Raw genomic sequence first — 19,994 nt, 5'->3', positions numbered from 1 at the left:
ATGCGGGGGCGCCGGGCCTGGTCAGCTCAGCCGCGCGGCAGGGTCGCCCGGTGCGGCGCACGCCCGCGCGCGCCGCTCAGTGGGCGACATCCCGCCAGGCCTCGCGCACCGCCTCGGCCACATCGTGCGCCCCCACGGGCGCGCCGTCCGCGGCGAGCCGCCCGGCCAGTCCGTGGAGGTACGCGCCCACGCTGCCGGCGTCCAGCGCGTCGAGCCCGGCGGCGAGCAGCGAACCGGTCAGCCCGGACAGCACGTCGCCGCTGCCTGCGGTGGCGAGCCAGCCGGTCCCGGTGGAGTTCACCCGCACGGGCCCGCCGCCCGGGGAGGCGACGAGGGTCGTGGACCCCTTCAGCAAGACGGTGGCTCCGTACCGCTCGGCGAGTTCCCTCACGGACGCCAGCCGCGCGCCCTCGACCTCCTCGCGCGGGACACCGAGCAGCGCGGCGGCCTCTCCGGCGTGCGGGGTGAGCAGGGTGGGCGCCCGCCGGGCCCGTACGGCGTCACGGTCGGCGAGCCGCAGCCCGTCGGCGTCGATGAGCACGGGTACGTCCGCCTTGAGCACGGCCGCCACGACGTCGCCGTCGTCCCCTGCGCCGGGGCCGACGACCCACGCCTGTACGCGCCCGGCCTGCTCCGGCGACCCGGTGGACACGAGCGTCTCGGGGAAGCGTGCGATGACCGCGTCTCCCGCGGGCCCGACGTACCGTACGGCGCCGGCGCCACCCCGCAGGGCCCCGGAGACGGCCAGCACGGCCGCGCCCGGATAACGGGAGGACCCGGCGGCGATCCCCACGACCCCTCGCCGGTACTTGTCGCTCTCGGCGCCGGGCACGGGCAGCAGTGCGGCGACATCGGCGTGCTGGAGCGCTTGCAGCTCGGCCTCGCCGGGGAGCGCCAGCCCGATATCCACAAGCCGTACGGACCCGGCGTACTCCCGTGCGGGGTCCACGAGCAGCCCCGGCTTGTGGGTCCCGAAGGTGACGGTCAGATCGGCGTGTACGGCGGCTCCGCGGACCTCGCCGGTGTCGGCCTCGACACCGCTGGGCAGGTCGACGGCGACGACGGCGGCGTGGATCTCGCCCAGCACGTCGAGGAGCTTGGCGGCGTCGGGGCGCAGTCCGCCCTTCCCTCCGATCCCGACGATGCCGTCGACGACGAGATCGGCGCGCCGGAGTGGCTCTTCCGCGGCCTCCGCCCCTCGCACGACCCTCCCCCCGGCGCGGCGCAGGGCGGCGAGGCCGCCGGGGTGGGTGCGGTCGGGGGCGAGCAGGACGGCTACGACCCCGGCGCCCCGCTTCGCGAGCCGGGCACCGGCGTAGAGGGCGTCGCCCCCGTTGTCCCCACTGCCGACGAGCAGCACGACCCGCCGCCCGTAGACCCGCCCCAACACCTCGGCACACGCGACGGCGAGCCCGGCCACGGCCCGCTGCATCAACACGCCATCGGGAAGCCGAGCCATCAGCTCCTGCTCGGCAACCCTGACCGTCTCCACGCTGTACGCAGTACGCATGTCCCGAGTGTCCCCCACGTCCTGCTAGTCGGCTGCGGGCTGCACGTGGCCAAGCGCACGGTTCCCCGCGCAGTCTTCTGTCTTTTTTAGGGGCGCGGGGAACGGCGCAATCTTTTGCCTTCAGCGGCGCGGAGAACGGCGCGACCAGCCACAACGCACCCGCAGGCTCCGAACACACCCCCGCGACCATCACCCCTCGGCGATCACCACGGCCGAGGCCACCCCCGCGTCATGGCTGAGCGAGACGTGCCAGGACCGCACCCCGAGCTCCGCCGCACGAGCGGCCACCGTCCCTGTCACCCGAAGCCGCGGCTGCCCACTCTCCTCGACACAGACCTCGGCGTCGGTCCAGCGCAGCCCCCCAGGCGCACCGAGCGCCTTGGCAAGCGCCTCCTTCGCCGCGAAGCGAGCGGCAAGGGAGGCAACCCCCCGCCGCTCCCCACTGGGCAACAGCAACTCACTCTCCAGAAACAGCCGTTCGGCCATCCCGGGCGTCCGCTCCACCGAAGCCGCGAACCGGTCGATCTCAGCCACGTCGATCCCGACGCCGATGATGCTCATCCAGGCACCCTATTCCTGGTGAAGCTCCGCACCGGCCCCGAACAGGTCCTCCACACGCTCGACCGTTCCGGCTCGGTCGAGCCAGTCGCGGAGGCGAGCGAGGTCTGTACAGGTGGTGATGCGGTCGCGGACATCACCGGAGATGGAGAACCGCCGTACTTCCAGCACGGCCAGCGTTCCCTTGGCCAGCTCCTCCGCCAGGCCTTCGGCATATCTGGAGGCCCACGACTCGGCGTAACCCGGCGGCCACTTCTCGATCTCTCCCCGCAGATAGGCGATCTCCCAGGGAGACAGCCCCTTTCGCTTGAGGATCTCCTTGAACCTACTGTGGAGTTCGGCCATGCCCTTCTCGGGCTGGAGCCCAAAGGCCATGCCCGCCACGAGCGACATGGAAATGCCTGAGACTTCCTCTTGCAGCTCCGGGCTCAGGCTCTGCCGATCGTCTTGCAGTTCCGTCAACTCTCAGGCCTGTTCTGGACTGGTCCCGGGCCCTCCGGGTCCTCGGCGAACAGGTCCTCGACCGCTGTAGCTGTCAGGGAACGGTCGAACCACAAGGCGAGGATGTCAAGGTCAGCGCACGAGGTGATGCGCTCCCTCGCTGCCTCGGGGACGGGCATGCCGCGCCTCTCCAGAACGCGCAGGATCAGCGAGGCACGGTCATCGGCGCGGCCTTCGGCCCTGCCTTCGAGGTAGGCCGTCTCGCGGACCGTCCCCCGACCGGGGAAGTAGCTGACGAACGACATGTCTTTCCTCCATTTGTCTCCGGCTGGGGTCTTCCCCAGGTTGACGAGCGGCGCCGAACGTTCACGCCGCCGAAGTCAGCTCGCACCACACGTACTTGCCCCCGTTGCCGTTGCTGGTCAGTGGATGCCAGCCCCACGCGTCGGCGCAGGACTTGACCAGGGCCAGCCCGCGTCCCTCCTCCGACAGGTCCAGCTCGTCGCCCAGCAGGCCCGGCGATTCCGGCGGGTTGGGGTCCGCGTCCCAGACGCCGATGCGCAGCACACCGGCCGACCAGCGCACGCGGAGGGCGGCGGGCCCTTTGGTGTGGCGTACGGCGTTGGAGATCAGCTCCGTGGCGAGAAGTTCGGCGACGTCGACGTGACGGATCAGGCCGTGCATGGTGAGGATCAAGCGGAGGGTACGGCGGCTGACCGTGACGGCCCGGGGGTCGTTGGGGATATAGAGGGAGTACTCACAGGGCGCGTCGGTCTCGATTTCGGGCATGCGTCAGCTCCGGTTCGGTGGTGGGGTTTCGGAGGTCTGCGGCTGATCGCGGGCGGTGGGCATGCCTCAGCCGTCCCGGCAGGACGGAGCGGTGCGCTTCCGGAGCCCCGGGATGTCGCAGAGTGTGCGTCGCGTCACCGAACGTAGACCTTAGATTTAAGCTTTAGCAACTGGATCGCGTAATCTGACTCCGAACGAGTCACAACGGCAGGCGCGTTGAGTCAGGGAGCAGCCGATGGGCGCAAGGCGCGAACCAACAGCACGACAGATGCGCTTGGCGGTCGAGCTGCGCAGGCTCCGCGAGGCGGCAGGACTCAGCGCCCGCGAAGCGGGAGCACTGCTCGGCGTGAACTCCGTCCAGATCAGCCAGATCGAACTTGGCACTTCAGGAGTGAGCGAGAAACGACTCCGCCGCCTCGCATCCCACTACGCGTGCACGGACACGGAGTTCATCGACGCCCTGGTCGCGATGGCCACGGACCGGACACGCGGTTGGTGGGAGGAGTACAGGGGCCTACTGCCCACGTCGTTCCTGGATCTCGCCGAACTGGAGGACTACGCCACCTTTCTGCACGAGGTGGCAGTCCTGTACGTACCGGGCCTTCTACAGACGGAGAGCTATGCCCGCGCGGTCTTTTCAGCCCGAGTTCCCGAACTCGCACATGATGAGCTTGAGTTGCGCGTCCAGCACAGGCTGAGGCGCCAGCAGACCACCATTCCTTACGAGCTTGTGATCCACGAGGCGGCTCTACGCATCAGGGTCAGCGACCGCGCCGCCAACCGGGCGCAACTCGACAAACTCTTGGCTCTCTCTGAAGCGGACAACATCACCGTGCGCGTCATCCCCTTCGACTTGGACGACTTCGCCAGAGCCGCCAGCACGATGACGTACGCAGGTGGATCCGTCCCCAAACTGGACACTGTCGTACGGGACGTGCCCCTAGGCTCAGCCTTCATCGACTCCGAGGCGCAACTCAGTGCCTTTCGAATGCGCTTCCGTAAGGTGGAAGATGCATCGCTCGACCCCGAACGGTCGCGCGACTTCATCAGTCAACTCGCGAAAGAGCTGTGAGGCACCCCGTGGACAACTGGCGGAAGTCGTCCTACTCAGGCCCTGACGACGGCAACAACTGCGTAGAGATAGCAAACTCCCCCACCCACACAGCCGTCCGCGACTCCAAAACCCCGGCCAGGGCAACCCTCACCTTCCCGGCCGGAGCCTTCGCCGCCTTCATCGGAGCGCTGGCGGATCACTCCACCGTCACGGACTTCGCCAAGTTCCGCGGCTGATCCACCTCGTTGCCCCGCGCGGTCGCCAGTTCACAGGCGAACACCTGCAAGGGAACGGTCGCCACCAGCGGCTGCAGCAGCACAGGCGTGGCCGGGATCCGGATCAGGTGGTCCGCGTAGGGGACCACCGTCTCGTCGCCCTCCTCCGCGATCACGATCGTCCGCGCCCCCCGCGCCCGGATCTCCTGGATGTTGGAGACGATCTTGTCGTGGAGCACCGACCGTCCCCGTGGCGACGGCACCACCACGACCACGGGCAGGTCCTCCTCGATCAGGGCGATCGGCCCATGCTTCAGCTCACCCGCCGCGAAGCCCTCGGCATGCATGTAGGCGAGTTCTTTGAGCTTCAGCGCGCCCTCCAGGGCGACCGGATACCCCACGTGCCGCCCCAGGAACAGCACGGTGTTCTTCGCGGCCAACGACCGCGCGAGCTCCCGTACCGGCTCCATCGTCTCCAGGACGCGTTCGACGTCCTCCGCGATCCGGGACAGGTCGCGTACGACCGCCCGGATCTCGTCGCCCCACTTCGTGCCCCGCACCTGCCCCAGATACAGCGCGACCAGGTAACAGGCCACGAGCTGCGTCAGGAACGCCTTCGTCGAGGCGACGGCCACCTCCGGCCCCGCGTGCGTGTAGAGGACGGCGTCCGACTCGCGCGGGATCGTCGAACCGTTCGTGTTGCAGACGGCCAGGACCTTCGCCCCCTGCTCCCGCGCGTGCCGCAGCGCCATCAGCGTGTCCATGGTCTCCCCGGACTGCGAGATGGCGATCACCAGCGTCCGCGCGTCCAGGATCGGGTCCCGGTACCGGAACTCGCTCGCCAGCTCCACCTCGCACGGGATCCGCGTCCAGTGCTCGATGGCGTACTTGGCGATGAGCCCGGCGTGGAAGGCGGTCCCGCAGGCCACCACCACGACCTTGTCGACCTCCCGCAGGGTCCCGGGCGCGATCCGCACCTCGTCGAGTGTCAGCGAACCGCTCGCGTCGATCCGGCCGAGCAGCGTGTCGGCGACCGCCTTCGGCTGCTCGGCGATCTCCTTGAGCATGAAGTAGTCGTAGCCGCCCTTCTCGGCGGCGGACACGTCCCAGTCGACGTGGTACGAACGGGTCTCGGCCGGCGATCCGTCGAACCCGGTGACGTTCACCCCGTCGCGCCGCAGTTCGACCACCTGGTCCTGCCCCAGCTCGATCGCGGACCGCGTGTGCGCGATGAACGCGGCGACGTCCGAGGCGAGGAAGGCCTCACCCTCCCCGACGCCCACGACGAGGGGCGAGTTCCGCCGGGCGCCGACCACCACGCCCGGCTCATCGGCGTGCGCGGCCACCAGCGTGAAGGCACCTTCGAGCCGCCGGCACACCAGCCGCATGGACTCGGCGAGATCGGCGCACGCGGAGAACTCCTCGGCGAGCAGATGAGCGACGACCTCGGTGTCCGTCTCGGAGGAGAGTGAGTGTCCCCTCTCGGCCAGCTCGGCCCGCAGCTCCGCGAAGTTCTCGATGATGCCGTTGTGGACGACCGCGACCCGCCCCGCGTTGTCGAGATGCGGATGCGCGTTCGCGTCCGTCGGTCCGCCGTGCGTGGCCCAGCGGGTGTGCCCGATCCCCGTCGAACCCGCCGGCAACGGCCGCTCCACCAGCTCCTTCTCCAGGTTGGCGAGCTTGCCGGCCTTCTTCGCCGCGGCCATCCCGCCGTCCGCGAGCACCGCGATGCCCGCCGAGTCGTACCCCCGGTACTCCAGCCGCTTCAGTCCGGCGACCACCACATCGAGCGCCGACTGCGACCCCACGTATCCCACGATTCCGCACATGACGGCAGCCTAGGGCGCGACCGGCGCCCCACCGAGGCACCGCGTGCCCGATATCGGAAATTCCCGAGCCGTGCGCCGGCTACTGCTCCCCGCACTCGATGCGGTCGATCGCGTCCTGCACCATCCCCAGGTACTCGACCTCCTCGCAGCGCGGCTTGCTGCCCATCCGGTACAGGTCGATGCAGTCGTAGAGGTACTCCCCCAGGTCCTCGTCCGGCAGATCGAGCGCCAGTTCGCTGCACACCTGGCCCGCCACGTCGGCCGGACCACGGCCGGATCCACGGCCGGACCCACGCCCGGATCTGCGCCCGGTTCCTCCCCGGGCTCTTCCCCCGACCAGGCCACGCACTCGGAAACGTACGGCCATGACGACCATCCCCACCACCGGCGTCCCGGAAGGCGGCTCGCTCCCGGGTGGGCGGCACGCTATGCCCGTACGCCCGGACGGTCCAGGGTCCGGACGCGCCCGAACAAAGGCCCGGCGTGACGGACTCCACCCGACGCTTCGTTCAAACTCCCGTAACAATGGACTGTGATCTCATCGGTCTCCTCGTTGCCGCGGAGCGCCCACCGGCCCAGGCCGGAGGCGACTCCCTACGTCGACCTCACCCGCGCACAGTGGAGCGCGCTGCGTGAGAAGACACCTCTTCCGCTGACCGCCGAGGAGGTGGAGAGACTGCGGGGTCTCGGCGATGTCATCGACCTCGACGAGGTACGGGACATCTATCTGCCGCTGTCCCGGCTCCTCAACCTCTACGTGGGCGCCACCGACGGCCTGCGCGGCGCCCTGAACACCTTCCTCGGTGAGAAAGGGTCGCAGTCCGGTACGCCATTCGTGATAGGCGTGGCGGGCTCGGTCGCCGTCGGCAAGTCCACCGTCGCCCGCCTCCTCCAGGCCCTGCTGTCCCGCTGGCCGGAGCACCCGCGCGTCGAGCGGGTCACCACCGACGGTTTCCTGCTGCCCACCAAGGAGCTGCAGACCCGCGGTCTGATGTCCCGCAAGGGGTTCCCGGAGTCGTACGACCGCCGGGCGCTGACCCGGTTCGTCGCCGACATCAAGGCGGGCAAGGACGAGGTGACGGCCCCGGTCTACTCCCACCTCATCTACGACATCGTCCCGGACGAGCGCCTCACCGTCCGCCGCCCCGACATCCTGATCGTCGAGGGCCTGAACGTCCTGCAGCCCGCCCTGCCCGGCAAGGACGGCCGCACCCGCGTCGGCCTCGCCGACTACTTCGACTTCAGCGTGTACGTGGACGCGCGGGCCGAGGACGTCGAGCGCTGGTACCTGAACCGCTTCCGCCGGCTGCGCGAGACGGCGTTCCAGAACCCGTCCTCGTACTTCCGCAAGTACACCCAGGTCTCCGAGGAGGAGGCCCTCGACTACGCCCGTACGACCTGGCGGACCGTCAACAAGGTCAACCTGCTGGAGAACGTGGCTCCCACCCGGGGCCGCGCCACCCTGGTGGTCCGCAAGGGCCCGGACCACAAGGTCCAGAAGCTGAGCCTGCGCAAACTCTGACCATCACCCGCTCACCGCCACCCGGCCACCCGGCCACCCGGCCACCCGGCCACCCGGCACGACTACCCTGCCCCCATGCTGCACCTGCGCCTGATCACCCCGTCCGACCGGACCGAGGCGGTGATCCGCCTGATCGAGAAGACCGTCGGCACGACCCATCTGGCGGTCGTGCCGGGCGCCGCCCGCAACCCCGCCGGCGACCTCGTGATGGTCGACGTGGCACGCGAGGCGGGCGACGAACTGATCGGCGGGCTGCGCGAGCTGGAGATCGACAGGGACGGCTCGATCGCCGTCGAGGACATCGACCTGTCGCTGTCGCGGCGCGCCGACAAGGCGGAGGACGACGCCCCCGGCGAGGGCGCCGACGCGGTCCTGTGGGAGCAGCTGGCAGAAGCCACGCACGAGGAGTCGACGCTCTCGGTCACCTACCTCGCCTTCATCACGCTCGCCACGATGATCGCCGCCTGCGGTGTGATCCTCGACAACGCGATCCTGATCGTGGGCGCGATGGCGGTGGGCCCGGAGTTCGGCCCGCTGGCGGGGTTCAGCACGGCCGTGGTCCGGCGCCGGCCACGTCTGGCCCTGCGCTCACTCATCGCCCTGCTGGTGGGCTTCGCCGTGGCGATGGCCGTCACCGTGCTCTTCAGTCTGCTGATGGACGGCCTGGGCCTGTTCACCGAGAACATGCTGGAGGGCGACCGGCCCAACACGGCCTTCGTCTACGCCCCCGACGCGTTCTCGTTCGTCGTGGCGGTCCTCGCGGGCATCGCCGGCACGCTCTCCCTGACCTCGGCCAAGTCGGGCCTCCTGGTGGGCGTGGCCATCTCCGTGACCACGGTCCCGGCCGCCGCCAACGCGGCAGTCGCCCTCAGCTACGGAGACACGTCCCAGACCGCCGGCTCCACGAACCAACTCCTCCTGAACCTGGCAGGCATCATCCTGGCAGGCACCCTCACCCTCCTGACCCAGAAATGGCTCTGGTCCAAGCAGAGCCGACGATCCCCCATCTCCTAGGGGCGCGCTTCAGGGGCGCGGAGAACGGCGCAGTTTTTCGCCTTCAGGGGCGCGGGGAACGGCGCAATCTTTTCGGGGGCGCAGCCCCCAGGGGCGCGGGGAACGGCGCGACCAGCCACAACGCGCCCGCACCCGCACCCGCACCCGCACCCCGCAACGAACCCCCGTCCCCACCCCGGACCCGGGCCGAGCCCAGAACAGGAACCCCGGTTCACCCAAGCGCGGACTTCACCGCATCAGCAAGCCGCCCCGCCACAGCCCGAGCCTGATCGATATCAGCCGCCTCGACCATGACCCGTACAAGCGGCTCAGTACCGGACGGCCGCAAGAGCACCCGCCCCGTGGCGCCAAGCTCCCGCTCGGCCTCGGCCACGGCGGAAGCCAGCTCCGCGGACGTGGACACCCGCGACCGATCGACGTCGGGCACATTGATCAGCACCTGCGGCAACCGCTCCATCACGGACGCGAGCTCCCGCAACGTACGCCCGGTCTGCGCGACCCGGGCCGCCAGCAGCAACCCCGTCAGCGTCCCGTCACCGGTCGTCGCGTGATCCAGGATGATCACGTGCCCCGACTGCTCACCGCCGAGCGCGTAGTCGTGGCTCTTCATCTCCTCCAGCACATACCGGTCACCGACCCCGGTCTGCACGAGGGACACCCCTTCACGCTCCATGGCCAGCTTGAACCCGAGGTTCGACATGACCGTGGCGACAACCGTGTCGGACCGCAGCTCGGACCGCTCCCGCATCGCGAGCGCGAGCACGGCCAGGATCTGGTCCCCGTCGACCTCCGCACCGGTGTGGTCCACGGCGAGGCACCGGTCGGCGTCACCGTCGTGCGCGATGCCGAGATCGGCGCCGTGCTCGATGACGGCGGCCTTCAGCAGACCGAGGTGGGTGGAGCCGCAGCCGTCGTTGATGTTGAGGCCGTCGGGCTCGGCGCCGATGGTGACGATCTCGGCGCCCGCGCGCGTGAAGACCTCGGGCGAGACCCGTGCGGCGGCGCCGTGCGCCTCGTCGAGGACGACCTTCAGACCGTCCAGCCGGTTCGGAACGGCGGCGAGGAGATGGGCCACGTACTTCTCGAAGCCCTCCTCGTACGAGCGGACGCGGCCGACGCCGGAGCCGGTCGGCCGTTCCCAGGGAGCGCCGGTGCGGTGCTCCTCGTAGACGGACTCGATCCGGTCCTCCAGCTCGTCGGCGAGCTTCTGCCCGCCGCGGGCGAAGAACTTGACGCCGTTGTCCGGCATGGCGTTGTGGCTCGCGGAGAGCATCACACCGAGGTCGGCGCCGAGGGCGCCCGTGAGATACGCCACCGCGGGCGTCGGCAGGACGCCGACGAGCAGCACGTCCACCCCGGCGCTGGCGAGGCCCGCGACCACGGCGGCCTCCAGGAACTCCCCGGACGCACGCGGGTCCCGTCCGACCACCGCCGTCGGCCGGTGGCCTTCGAAGGTTCCCGCTTCGGCCAGTACGTGCGCCGCCGCCACGGAGAGGCCGAGCGTGAGCTCTGCCGTCAGATCCGCGTTGGCGACACCACGTACGCCGTCCGTCCCGAAGAGTCGTCCCACTGGTGTCCTCCGAACTTGCTCAGGCTTTGATCAGGCTTTGATCACGCTTGATGAGAATGTGCGGCTCAGAATGTGAGGCTCCGGCCCAGGGTCCGGCTCCGACCCATGTCAGGTATATCCCCCGGGCCTGTATATCTCCCAGACCTGTTCCAAGGCTGTGGCCGAAAGGCCATGACGCCCGGCCAAGACGCCCGGCCTGACGCACGGCCGGGCGGCGCAGTCGTACCGCACAACCTGTGACCCACGAGGGGCACCACAGGTTGTGCCACAGATCGTGAGAATCGCGATAAACGAACGCCCCGGCGACACAGAACGTGCCGCCGGGGCGATTCGTGCAAACAGCGCGCGAGATCGAGCGAGATTTAGCGCTTGCTGTACTGCGGGGCCTTACGGGCCTTCTTGAGACCGGCCTTCTTGCGCTCGACCGCACGGTCGTCGCGCTTGAGGAAGCCGGCCTTCTTGAGGGCGCCGCGGTTGTTGTCCACGTCCGCCTCGTTCAGAGCGCGGGCCACGCCGAGGCGCAGGGCACCGGCCTGACCGGAGACTCCGCCACCCGTGATGCGGGCGACGACGTCGTAGCGGTCGTCGAGCTCAAGCACCTTGAAGGGCTCGTTGACTTCCTGCTGGTGCACCTTGTTGGGGAAGTAGTCCTCAAGGGTGCGACCGTTGATCTTCCACTTGCCGGTGCCCGGGACGATCCGGACGCGGGCGATGGCGTTCTTCCGACGGCCCAGGCCGGCGGCCGGCTGCGGGTCGCCGAAGCGGCCCGCGAGCGACTCCGAGGTGTACTCGCCCTCGACGACGGGGGCCTCGGACTCGGTGGTGTAGCTCTCGATGTCGACAGCCTCGGTCTCTTCGACCGGCTGCTCAACGGTGGTCTCGGCCACGATTTTCCTCAGATTCTGTTCAGTCTTAGGGGGGTGGTGGCCGGAACTACTGCGCGACCTGGGTGATCTCGAACGGCACCGGCTGCTGGGCAGCGTGCGGGTGCTGGTCGCCCGAGTAGATCTTCAGCTTCGAGAGCACCTGACGGCCCAGGGTGTTCTTGGGGATCATGCCCCGGATGGCCTTCTCGACGGCCTTCTCGGGGTTCTTCGACAGCAGCTCGTCGTAACGGACGGAGCGCAGACCACCCGGGTAACCGGAGTGGCGGTACGCCATCTTCTGGGTCCGCTTGTTGCCCGAGAGGTGCACCTTGTCGGCGTTGACGATGATGACGAAGTCACCAGCGTCGACGTGGGGGGCGTAAATCGGCTTGTGCTTGCCCCGCAGAATGTTCGCGGCAGTGGTGGCCAGACGACCCAGGACGACATCCTGGGCGTCGATGACGTACCACTGGCGAGTGATGTCGCCGGGCTTGGGGCTGAACGTACGCACGGTCATGCCTTCGCTTCTTCAGTGAGTGGGTCCTGACAATGGGCCACCACGGACGATGTACGACAGCCCTGGCGGACCTCGGGACGCAACCGAGTCCTGCCGCTGGTCATCGGCCCGGTGGACCGGTGTAAGGGCCCCTCACGTGAGAATGAGCAAGCCAATACACATAACGAACCGCAAGAATACCTTCGGTGGCCCGTACGGGTCAAAACGCGTGCCGGAGGGCAGGCGCTCGCCAGGTTCCGAGAGTACCCGAGGCCTCCGAGATGCCCCCTTGCTCTCATTTTGCTCTCATTCGGGCTTGACACATCGGCGCTTCGAGTGCTGTGCGAGAGGACCAGCGGATCCCTTGTCCCCTTGTCCCGTCTAAGATGCGGCCCATGAGCTTTGGGCAGGGGGGACCCCAGTGGGGTTCCGGGGGATCGGGTTCTCAGCCGCCGCAGTGGAGCAGTCAGTCTCCCGACTGGGCGGCGCTGGCCGAGGCGTCCGAAACGCGCAACCGGCGTCGCAGGTGGATGCTGGTCGGCGGCGGCGCCCTGGCCACCATCGCCGTGGGCGCGGCCGTCGCGGTGGCCATGGTCTCGGCGGACGGCAAGGAGCAGGCCTCCAACAAACCCGCCTCCGAGCTGCCCGCCTCCGCGGACATCCCGTCGGACACCGCCGGGACCGGCCCGTCCTTCGAGGCGACCTCGGCGCCGCCGCCGCTGGACCCGAAGGACTTCATATCCGATGTGAAGAAGGACACCGCGACGCTCGCGCCGGACATCCTCTTCCCGGGCACCCAGCTGACGATGGGCGAGACCGTCTACAAGAAGGGCGCGCTGGCGTCCACGAAGAACTGCGCGTCGGCCGCCCAGGGCACGCTCGGCCCGGTCCTCACCAAGAACGACTGCACCCGCCTCATGCGCGTCACGTACTCGAAGGACGGGGTGGCCGTCACCGTCGGTGTGGCCGTCTTCGACAACGAGGCCAAGGCTCTCAGGGCGAAGACCGACGCCGACAAGCAGAGCGTCGTCCAGTCCCTCTCCGGTGAGGGCGTCCCCGTCTTCTGCCGCTCGGCGATCTGCCGCTCGACGACGAACTCGTACGGCCGCTACGCCTACTTCACGGTCGCCGGCTTCACCAACGGCAAGGACGTGACCGAGAAGGACGCCAAGGTCTTCACCACCGGCGACGACCTGGCCGAATTCACCTTCCGCCAAATCCGCCGCCGAGGCGAGGCCCAGGCATCGGCAGCAGCCAACCAGTAGCCCCCAAGGGGCGCGGGGAACGGCGCAATCTTGCGTCTTTCAGGGGCGCAGCCCCTAAGGGGCGCGGGGAACGGCGCGACCAGCCCCCACCGACCCGCAGCCGACGAACCGCCCTCCGGCACCCCTCTCCCCAGCCGGAGGCCGAAGGTCAGCCCCTCTTGAGACGCAACTTCACCGGCACCAACGCCGACTCCAGCTGCGTACGAAGAGTCATCTTCGAAACCCCCTCGGTCCGCTCCTCGAACCGGATCGGAATCTCCACCGCACTGTGCCCGGCCCGCACAGCCTTGTACTTCAGCTCGACCTGGAAGCTGTAACCAGCGCTGTCCAGCGACCGCAGATCCACATCCTCCAGAGCCCGCGCTGACCACAGATTGAACCCCGCCGTGATGTCACGGATCTTCGTGCCGAGCACAGTCCGCGCGTACCGGTTGGCGAACCGCGACAGAAGCACGCGATGCGCCCCCCAGTCCTCGTCGAGCGAGCCCCCCTCGACGTACCGGCTCCCGATGACCAGCCCGACCCCCGAGGCCACGGCGGTGCCGAGCATCCGCGGCACCGCTTCCACGGGATGGCTGCCGTCGGCGTCCATCTGCACCACGTACGCGGCGCCCTCGTCGACCGCCGCGCTCATGCCCGCCACGTACGCGCGCCCGAGGCCGTCCTTCTCGGTGCGGTGCAGCACGCTCATCCGGCGCCGCCCGTCCGCGTTGTACTTCTCCGCCAGCTCCTCGGCGATCCGCCCCGTACCATCCGGACTGGAGTCGTCCACCACCTTCAAGTGCAGCCCGTTCAGAGGCAGTTGAAGCACCGCCTCGGCCATTCTCGGCAGATTGGCGGCCTCGTTGTACGTGGGCATCACGATCGTGACACCCACGTCGTCGAATGTCTCGTACGTCATGTCCTTACCCCTCCCCACCTGGCGCGGGTCTGCCCAGCGCCCGGAACTCCCAGCCCGCCGCGGCCCAGCTGGCCCCGTCGAGCGTCCCCCTGCCGTCCACGATCCGTGGACGGGAGACCAAGGTGCGGGCCCGCTCGGGAGCGAGCTCGCGGAACTGCGGCCATTCGGTCAGGTGCAGCACGAGATCCGCCCCCCGCAGCGCCTCCTCGGCCGACAGCGCGTACCCGAGCAGCGGAAACGCCTTGCGGGCGTTGTCCATCGCCTCCGGGTCGTAGACCGTGACATCGGCGCCGTCGAGCCGCAGTCGCGCGGCCACGTTCAGCGCGGGCGAGTCGCGGATGTCGTCGGAGTCCGGCTTGAAGGCCGCGCCGAGCACGGCGATCCGCGCCCCGAGCACCGCGCCCCCGCACAGTTCACGGGCCAGCCCGACCACCCGGTCGCGGCGCCGCATGTTGATGGCGTCGACCTCGCGCAGGAACGCCAGGGACACCCCCAGCTCGTCGGCGCGGTGCGCGAAGGCCCGGATGTCCTTGGGCAGACAGCCGCCGCCGAAACCGACGCCGGCCCGCAGGAACTTCTTCCCGATGCGGTCGTCGTGCCCGATCGCCTCCGCCAGGACGGAGACGTCGCCGCCCGTGGCCTCGCACACCTCCGCCATGGCGTTGATGAACGAGATCTTGGTGGCGAGGAAGGCGTTCGCGGCCGTCTTGACCAGCTCGGCGGTCGGGAAGTCGGCGGTGACCACCGGGGTTCCCGCGCCGATGACGGGCGCGTACACCTCGCGCAGCGACGCTTCGGCGCGCGCGGATCCGATGCCGAGGACCAGCCGGTCGGGCCGCAGGGTGTCCTCGACGGCGAAGCCCTCGCGCAGGAACTCCGGGTTCCAGGCGATCTCCACGGCGGTGTGGGTGTCCGCGAGGCGCTGTGCCGTCCCCACCGGCACGGTCGACTTGCCCACCAGGAGCGCGCCCTCGCTCGCGTACCGGGCCATCGACGCGAACGCCGAGTCCACATACCGCAGGTCGGCGCCCTCGGAGTCCCCCCGCTGCGGGGTGCCCACGCAGATGAAGTGCACCTCGCCGAAGGCCGCGGCCTCCTCGTAGGACGTGGTGAAGCGCAGGCGTCCGCTCGCCGTGTGCCTGGCGAGCAGTTCCGGGAGCACGGGTTCGTGGAACGGCACCCGCCCCGCCCGCAGCGCGGCGACCTTGTCCGGGTCGACGTCGACCCCGAGCACCTCGTGCCCGAGTTCCGCCATACAGGCGGCGTGGGTGGCACCGAGGTAGCCGGTGCCGATGACAGTGAGCCGCATGGCACTGCCTTTCGTACGGAAGAGTCAGCTGGTGGCCCCAGCGCGGGAAAACGGAAACGGAAAGCGGGACAGGGGGAACGCCCGGTTCAGGCCGTGTTCAGGACGTCTTGATCCAGATGCGGTAGGTCCCCGTGCCGCTGGAGTTGCGCCACGGCACATCAGCGAGCAGCCGGTAGTGCGGGTTGCCCCTGACGGCCCCGGCGATGACGTCGTCGACCCGCGGGTTGGTGATCCCGTCGAGGACGATCAGGTCGAACTCGCCGTCCCGCAGCGCCGCGCGGTAGGCCTCGTCGCCGGTGTAGTACTTGCCCTTCTTGGCCTTGTACTCCATACCGAAGACGCTCTGCCACTGGCTGTGGTCGGTCTTTTCGCGCAGGTAGTAGACAGGCACCTCGGGCGTGGAGCTGAGGTAGTGCCCCTTGTCGTCCACGTGCGACCGGATCGTCCGGATCATCTTCGAGGAGTCCGGCCAGACGCCGAAACGCCAGTCCGCCTGCGAGATGCCCAGGCACAGCACGGCCGTCCACAGCATGATTCCGAGCTGCGGATAGCGGAAGTGCGCGCCGACGAGCCGGGTCACACCCACCCCGGCCATCGGGGCGGCGAAGAGCAGCCCGAAGCCGACGTGCTTGAACAGCGAGACCACGGTGCCCAGATGGATCTGGTACGCGGATGCCAGTACGGCCGTGCCGCACAGGAGCAGCCCCGTCAGGGCACGCCAGCGCCAGCCGGGGTTGCCGAGCCGCTGAGCCAGCGGCGATTCGTTCATGCGGCTGCGCCGGACGTACGAGATCGCGCCACCGACCGCCGCCAGGAACATCAGCCCGCCCCACTCGACGGAGCGCTGCAGCAGGAACACCGCGCTGTCGGTGCCGTGCGCGCGGTTGGTCGTGGTCTGCTGGATACCCGCGAGCAGGTCGGTGGTGTACATGCCGATCCCGGCCAGCGCGCCCATGCCGAGACCGAGCAGCAGCATGCGGAGCACGGCCGACTTGGCACCGCGGTACGGCCAGGCGGTCAGCAGCGCCAGCACGACGATGGTCGGCAGATAGAGCGCGGCGGCGTACTTCACACCGACGGCGAGGACCGCGACGGGCGCGGCGAGCAGCACCGCGTAGGCCGGCGCCCGGTTCGTGCGGACGACGATCCAGACGGCGAGGGCCAGCAGGAACACGGCGGCGGCGTCGTAGGTGGCGAAGAAGCCCATGACGACGGTCGACTGGACCACCGAGAACAGCGCGGCGGCGGCGAGGGCCGCCCGCTCGTTGAACATCCGCCGCGAGAACGAGTACAGCAGGCCGGTGGTGAAGAGCATGAAGACCAGGCTGAGCACCCGTGCGCCGGTGAGTCCGAACTGGGCGTCCACCAGTGCCGCGAGCACCGGGTAGAGCTGCGGCGATCCCGAGAAGTACGCGGCGTAGTCGATGGGCAGCGGAGCGCCGTTGAGCAGGTGGTCGAGCTCCGCGTGCCCGGCGGCCAGATACAGCGCCTCGTCCTGGAACGCCGTGTTGGACAGCCGCAGCGACAGCACGGTCTGGATCAGCAGGATGCACAGCAGCACGGCCCGGCTGACCCAGGCCCGTCGCCTGCTCGCCGCCATGTCCCAGCCCGCTTCAGGCGTGACGGGTATGTGGTACGAGGGCTCGGCGGGCGTCTCCTCGACGGTGTGCAGCGCGTACGTCGGCTGGTCCTCGCGCTGCCGTTGCTCGGGAATCCCCGGCACGTAACGCTGCTGCTCCAGCTGCTGCGGGTACGCGGCCTGCGTGCCGTACCCATGGCCCTGCGCGGGCTGCCCGTCGGAGTTGAACCAGGAGGCCGAGTCGCTCTCCCCGTAAGGATCGCCGTAAGGATCGGCGTACGGATCGCCGTACTGATCCCCGAACTGGTCCCCGTGCTGCTGGTCGCCGTACAGCCGGCCGCCGTACCGCTGCTCGCCGTACTGCTGCTCGCCGTACGGACCCTGCGGCTGCGGCGGATGATGGTTCTGGCTGCGATTCATCACGGCTTCCGAACGTCGAAGCCGAACAGATCGTCGGCGGCCAGTCGCTTGAACTCCTTGAGGGCCAGCGGGCTGACCTTCAGCCGCCAGTCGGCGCGCTTCTTGTGGTCGAACCACACGAACCCGAGCATGTCGTCGTCCGCCTCGACCCCGGTGAACAGGTTCCGGACGTCGGCCCGGCGGCGCTCGCCCGGCTCGGCGGCCGTCTCCAGGATCAGCGTCGGCTTCTTCGTGAAGGTCCGGATCTCGTCCAGGGTCGGCCCGAAGACACTCTTGTAGGCGTTGTCCTCTTCGAGCGTGAAGTAGCCGATGACGCCCACCCAGTCGACGTAACCGTCGCCCGGGTAGTACGGCTCCAGCTCGACGCTCTTGACCGGGTTGACGATGTTGGGCGACCAGGCCCAGATCACGTTGGAGGCGCCGGCGTCCGTGAACGTGTCGTGGATGTGCTTCCACGCGGAGACGTACTGCTTGGGCGTGACGTTCTTGGTGCCCCACTTCTCCCAGTGGCCGTTCATCTCGTCGGCGAAGGAGATCACGACGGGCAGGTTCAGCTTGCGCACCGACGCCGCGTACTTCTTGAGGTACGCGTCCTTCTCACCGGCCGCGATGTCGGCGAGCGTGACGTCGAACGGCTCCCAGGAGACCAGGGTCAGCGCGCCCTCGGCCCAGGCGTTGCGCACGCCCTGGGCGTCGAAGCCGTCGCCCCAGGCCGCGTAGTACTCGATGAGGTTCGGCTTCTTGCCGGTCATCGCGGTGTAGGTGTCGACGCCCTTCATCGAGTTGGGCGCCCCGTCGACGGCCGCGCCGAAGTACTTCTTGTCGGGCTTGAGCAGGGGCGTCACGTCGTAGGGGATGTCGGCGTCCGTGCCCTGGGAGTCCTCGCCCGCGCCCTGCGAGCCGCCGCCCTCGGACGAGGCCGACGTACCGGAGTCGTCCAGCAGGGAGCAGCCGCTCAGCGTGAACAGCGCGGACAGGGCCAGCGCGCAGCCGGCCACGGTGGTACGTGCACGTGTCAGCAGCATCAGACGGCGCTTTCCGCTCGGGGCTGCACCAGGACACGTCCGACGACCAGGGCGTAGAAGAGTCCGGTGGAAAGGATGAGGGCGAAGTCGGGAGCGTTCATCGTGAACAGCCGCCACACCGCGGCGCCCACCCAGATCAGGGCGCTGCCGCCGCCCCAGACCCACATGCCGATCCAGAAGCGGCGGGTCTTGTTCTTCTTCGCGCCGGCGGATCCGGTGGGCTGCCAGCCCATACGGTTCTTGCGCAGGATGTCGTAGATCGCGAAGAAGTGCGCCCAGCCGTACATCATGCGGGCCGCCCACGCCTCCAGGCGGTAGGGGGCCTTGTGCCACATCGGGAAGATGATCGTGGTGTAGAGGATGCTCGGCAGCACCAGGAGCAGATGCTCGACCTTCAGCTTGTCCGGCATCATCAGCAGCAGCACGACGGGGATCACGGGCGCCGCGAACGTGAACAGCGCCGTGTGGATGTAGTAGAAGAAGCCCGACATGTAGCAGAGCCGGCTGGAGAACCTGATCTTCCGCTGCCAGAACTTCCTGCTGCCCATGAGGCTCATGGACCCCGAGCACCAGCGGTACTGCTGGTTGAAGAAGGCGCCCGCGCTGTCGGGGCACACGCCCGTGGACACGGCGACGGGGATGTACCGCAGGTCCCAGCCGAGGCCGCGCAGGTCGAACCCCGTGTGGACGTCCTCGGAGTGCTCGATCAGCGTCGTACCGCCGTTGTCGTCCAGGGCCGCCCGCCGGTAGATGGCACACGAGCCGACGCAGATCGCGCCGTCGCTGCCCTGCCGGGAGACCTGCACGGAGCGGTAGAACAGCTCCTGCACCGCGCCCGCACCGCGCTCGATCCAGTTCTGCGAGTCCAGGACACGGAAGTACTGCGGCGACTGGACGATCCCGGTCTTCGGGTTCTCGTCCATGTACGGCAGCATCTCTTCGAGCAGGTCCGCGCGCGGGGTGAAGTCGGCGTCGAGGATGAGGATGAACTCCCCGTCCGACTGCTCGAAGCCGAAGTGCATGTTGCCGGCCTTCTTGAACCAGCCGCGGTTCTCCCGGGTCCCGTAGCGGAACCCGAAGTCGTGGGCCATCGCCTCAAGGTCGGCACTCGCGCCGTCGTCGAGCACGAAGGGCACGCAGACGCCGGGATAGCGGTCGGCCATCGCCCGCACATGCGTCCAGGTGTTGTGCAGGACCTCGATGGGCTCGCCGCACACCGGCAGGAAGACGTCCACCGACGGATAGGTCTCGGGCCGCCACTTCGCCACGAGCGCCCGGTGGTGCTTGATGTCGAAGTCCCGGGTGAACCCGTTCACCCGCAGCGAGATCAGGTAGTAGATCACCGTGAAGACAAGGAGCGGTGTGTAGATCCACAGCACGGGAGTCGACTGCGCGAGCTTGAACTGGCTCATGATCAGGCAGCAGAAGCTGATCAGCGAGCTGATCGTCAGGATCCACAGGTGCCGTCTGGCGTAGGAGTACTTCTCCTTCTCCGTCGGCGGCAGAGGCAGCAGCCCGAGCGATGCCTGGCCGCCACGCCCAGCCCTCCGTTTCCCGGTCTGGCGCGTGCTGCGCCGCCCCCCGGTCCGCACAGGACCTACTGATGTCATGAAAAAACCCACCCCCGGGCA

The 19,994-nt window shown here is 69.0% G+C and carries 20 protein-coding genes; 5 read left to right on the top strand and 15 right to left on the bottom strand.

From position 1 onward, the window contains the following. Window positions 1-76: 76 nt before the first annotated feature. The 5 genes from ACH4DZ_RS33630 to ACH4DZ_RS33610 all read right to left on the bottom strand — a co-directional run bounded on the left by ACH4DZ_RS33630 (window position 77) and on the right by ACH4DZ_RS33610 (window position 3,298). The gene (locus ACH4DZ_RS33630) at window positions 77-1,510 is read right to left on the bottom strand and encodes an NAD(P)H-hydrate dehydratase (RefSeq protein WP_398291536.1); all 1,434 of its coding nucleotides are present in this window, start codon (window positions 1,508-1,510) and stop codon (window positions 77-79) included. Window positions 1,511-1,699: 189 nt separating this feature from the next. Continuing rightward, on the bottom strand, window positions 1,700-2,071 hold the full coding sequence (locus tag ACH4DZ_RS33625) for a holo-ACP synthase (RefSeq protein ID WP_398291534.1): 372 nt from the start codon (window positions 2,069-2,071) through the stop codon (window positions 1,700-1,702). A 9-nt stretch (window positions 2,072-2,080) separates the two neighbouring features. After that, a complete protein-coding gene (locus ACH4DZ_RS33620) occupies window positions 2,081-2,530 on the bottom strand; it encodes a hypothetical protein (RefSeq protein ID WP_398291532.1) in 450 nt (149 codons plus the stop codon). Beyond that, entirely contained in the window at window positions 2,527-2,814 is a 288-nt protein-coding gene (locus ACH4DZ_RS33615; protein WP_398291530.1) for a hypothetical protein, read from the bottom strand. Before ACH4DZ_RS33615 ends, ACH4DZ_RS33620 begins: the two co-directional genes overlap by 4 nt. A 61-nt stretch (window positions 2,815-2,875) precedes the next feature. Beyond that, complete coding sequence (locus tag ACH4DZ_RS33610; protein WP_398291528.1) at window positions 2,876-3,298, bottom strand: ATP-binding protein; 423 nt, start codon at window positions 3,296-3,298, stop codon at window positions 2,876-2,878. Window positions 3,299-3,533: 235 nt separating this feature from the next. Here ACH4DZ_RS33610 and ACH4DZ_RS33605 point away from each other — a divergent pair, with 235 nt between their 5' ends. Together ACH4DZ_RS33605 and ACH4DZ_RS33600 are read left to right on the top strand one after the other, a co-directional pair. Beyond that, complete coding sequence (locus ACH4DZ_RS33605) at window positions 3,534-4,370, top strand: helix-turn-helix domain-containing protein (protein WP_398291526.1); 837 nt, start codon at window positions 3,534-3,536, stop codon at window positions 4,368-4,370. A gap of 8 nt (window positions 4,371-4,378) precedes the next feature. Next, the gene (locus ACH4DZ_RS33600) at window positions 4,379-4,588 is read left to right on the top strand and encodes a DUF397 domain-containing protein (RefSeq protein WP_398291672.1); all 210 of its coding nucleotides are present in this window, start codon (window positions 4,379-4,381) and stop codon (window positions 4,586-4,588) included. Here the strand turns inward: ACH4DZ_RS33600 and glmS are convergent. Together glmS and ACH4DZ_RS33590 are read right to left on the bottom strand one after the other, a co-directional pair. Continuing rightward, window positions 4,549-6,396, bottom strand: a complete 1,848-nt coding sequence (glmS, locus tag ACH4DZ_RS33595; RefSeq protein WP_398291524.1) for a glutamine--fructose-6-phosphate transaminase (isomerizing) — start codon at window positions 6,394-6,396, stop codon at window positions 4,549-4,551. The genes ACH4DZ_RS33600 and glmS overlap by 40 nt on opposite strands. Window positions 6,397-6,475: 79 nt before the next feature. Next, window positions 6,476-6,652: a hypothetical protein gene (locus ACH4DZ_RS33590; RefSeq protein ID WP_398291522.1), complete on the bottom strand. Its 177-nt coding sequence runs from the start codon at window positions 6,650-6,652 to the stop codon at window positions 6,476-6,478. A 276-nt stretch (window positions 6,653-6,928) separates the two neighbouring features. On the opposite strand from ACH4DZ_RS33590, the gene coaA reads away from it, so the two are divergent. Both coaA and ACH4DZ_RS33580 read left to right on the top strand, forming a co-directional pair. After that, window positions 6,929-7,918: a type I pantothenate kinase gene (gene coaA, locus ACH4DZ_RS33585; RefSeq protein WP_398291520.1), complete on the top strand. Its 990-nt coding sequence runs from the start codon at window positions 6,929-6,931 to the stop codon at window positions 7,916-7,918. 75 nt (window positions 7,919-7,993) lie between these two features. After that, the gene (locus ACH4DZ_RS33580; RefSeq protein WP_398291518.1) at window positions 7,994-8,932 is read left to right on the top strand and encodes a DUF389 domain-containing protein; all 939 of its coding nucleotides are present in this window, start codon (window positions 7,994-7,996) and stop codon (window positions 8,930-8,932) included. Between the two features lie 211 nt (window positions 8,933-9,143). Here the strand turns inward: ACH4DZ_RS33580 and glmM are convergent, their stop codons facing one another. The 3 genes from glmM to rplM form a co-directional block, all read right to left on the bottom strand. After that, window positions 9,144-10,502 (bottom strand): phosphoglucosamine mutase, encoded by a 1,359-nt coding sequence (glmM, locus tag ACH4DZ_RS33575; RefSeq protein ID WP_398291516.1) that lies wholly within the window; start codon window positions 10,500-10,502, stop codon window positions 9,144-9,146. Window positions 10,503-10,864: 362 nt separating this feature from the next. Then, window positions 10,865-11,389: a 30S ribosomal protein S9 gene (rpsI, locus tag ACH4DZ_RS33570; RefSeq protein ID WP_398291514.1), complete on the bottom strand. Its 525-nt coding sequence runs from the start codon at window positions 11,387-11,389 to the stop codon at window positions 10,865-10,867. A gap of 46 nt (window positions 11,390-11,435) precedes the next feature. Next, entirely contained in the window at window positions 11,436-11,879 is a 444-nt protein-coding gene (gene rplM / locus ACH4DZ_RS33565; protein WP_362775375.1) for a 50S ribosomal protein L13, read from the bottom strand. Window positions 11,880-12,259: 380 nt separating this feature from the next. Here rplM and ACH4DZ_RS33560 point away from each other — a divergent pair, with 380 nt between their 5' ends. Beyond that, window positions 12,260-13,129 (top strand): hypothetical protein, encoded by an 870-nt coding sequence (locus tag ACH4DZ_RS33560; protein WP_398291512.1) that lies wholly within the window; start codon window positions 12,260-12,262, stop codon window positions 13,127-13,129. Window positions 13,130-13,277: 148 nt separating this feature from the next. On the opposite strand, the gene ACH4DZ_RS33555 is transcribed toward ACH4DZ_RS33560, so the two are convergent. The 5 genes from ACH4DZ_RS33555 to ACH4DZ_RS33535 all read right to left on the bottom strand — a co-directional run bounded on the left by ACH4DZ_RS33555 (window position 13,278) and on the right by ACH4DZ_RS33535 (window position 19,973). Beyond that, the gene (locus tag ACH4DZ_RS33555; protein WP_398291510.1) at window positions 13,278-14,030 is read right to left on the bottom strand and encodes a polyprenol monophosphomannose synthase; all 753 of its coding nucleotides are present in this window, start codon (window positions 14,028-14,030) and stop codon (window positions 13,278-13,280) included. Between the two features lie 4 nt (window positions 14,031-14,034). Continuing rightward, a complete protein-coding gene (locus ACH4DZ_RS33550) occupies window positions 14,035-15,339 on the bottom strand; it encodes a UDP-glucose dehydrogenase family protein (RefSeq protein ID WP_398291508.1) in 1,305 nt (434 codons plus the stop codon). Between the two features lie 97 nt (window positions 15,340-15,436). After that, window positions 15,437-17,338, bottom strand: coding sequence for an ArnT family glycosyltransferase (locus ACH4DZ_RS33545; protein ID WP_398291506.1), 1,902 nt, complete (start codon window positions 17,336-17,338; stop codon window positions 15,437-15,439). After that, window positions 17,338-18,363, bottom strand: a complete 1,026-nt coding sequence (locus ACH4DZ_RS33540) for a glycoside hydrolase family 26 protein (RefSeq protein WP_398291504.1) — start codon at window positions 18,361-18,363, stop codon at window positions 17,338-17,340. Before ACH4DZ_RS33540 ends, ACH4DZ_RS33545 begins: the two co-directional genes overlap by 1 nt. Further along, window positions 18,363-19,973, bottom strand: coding sequence for a glycosyltransferase family 2 protein (locus tag ACH4DZ_RS33535; protein WP_398291502.1), 1,611 nt, complete (start codon window positions 19,971-19,973; stop codon window positions 18,363-18,365). Before ACH4DZ_RS33535 ends, ACH4DZ_RS33540 begins: the two co-directional genes overlap by 1 nt. Window positions 19,974-19,994 lie beyond the last annotated feature (21 nt).

This window comes from Streptomyces sp. NPDC017991, from assembly GCF_044328075.1.
GTDB lineage: Bacteria > Actinomycetota > Actinomycetes > Streptomycetales > Streptomycetaceae > Streptomyces.
Note: the sequence above shows the minus strand (reverse complement) of the source record. Positions and strands in the feature narration are given on the sequence as shown.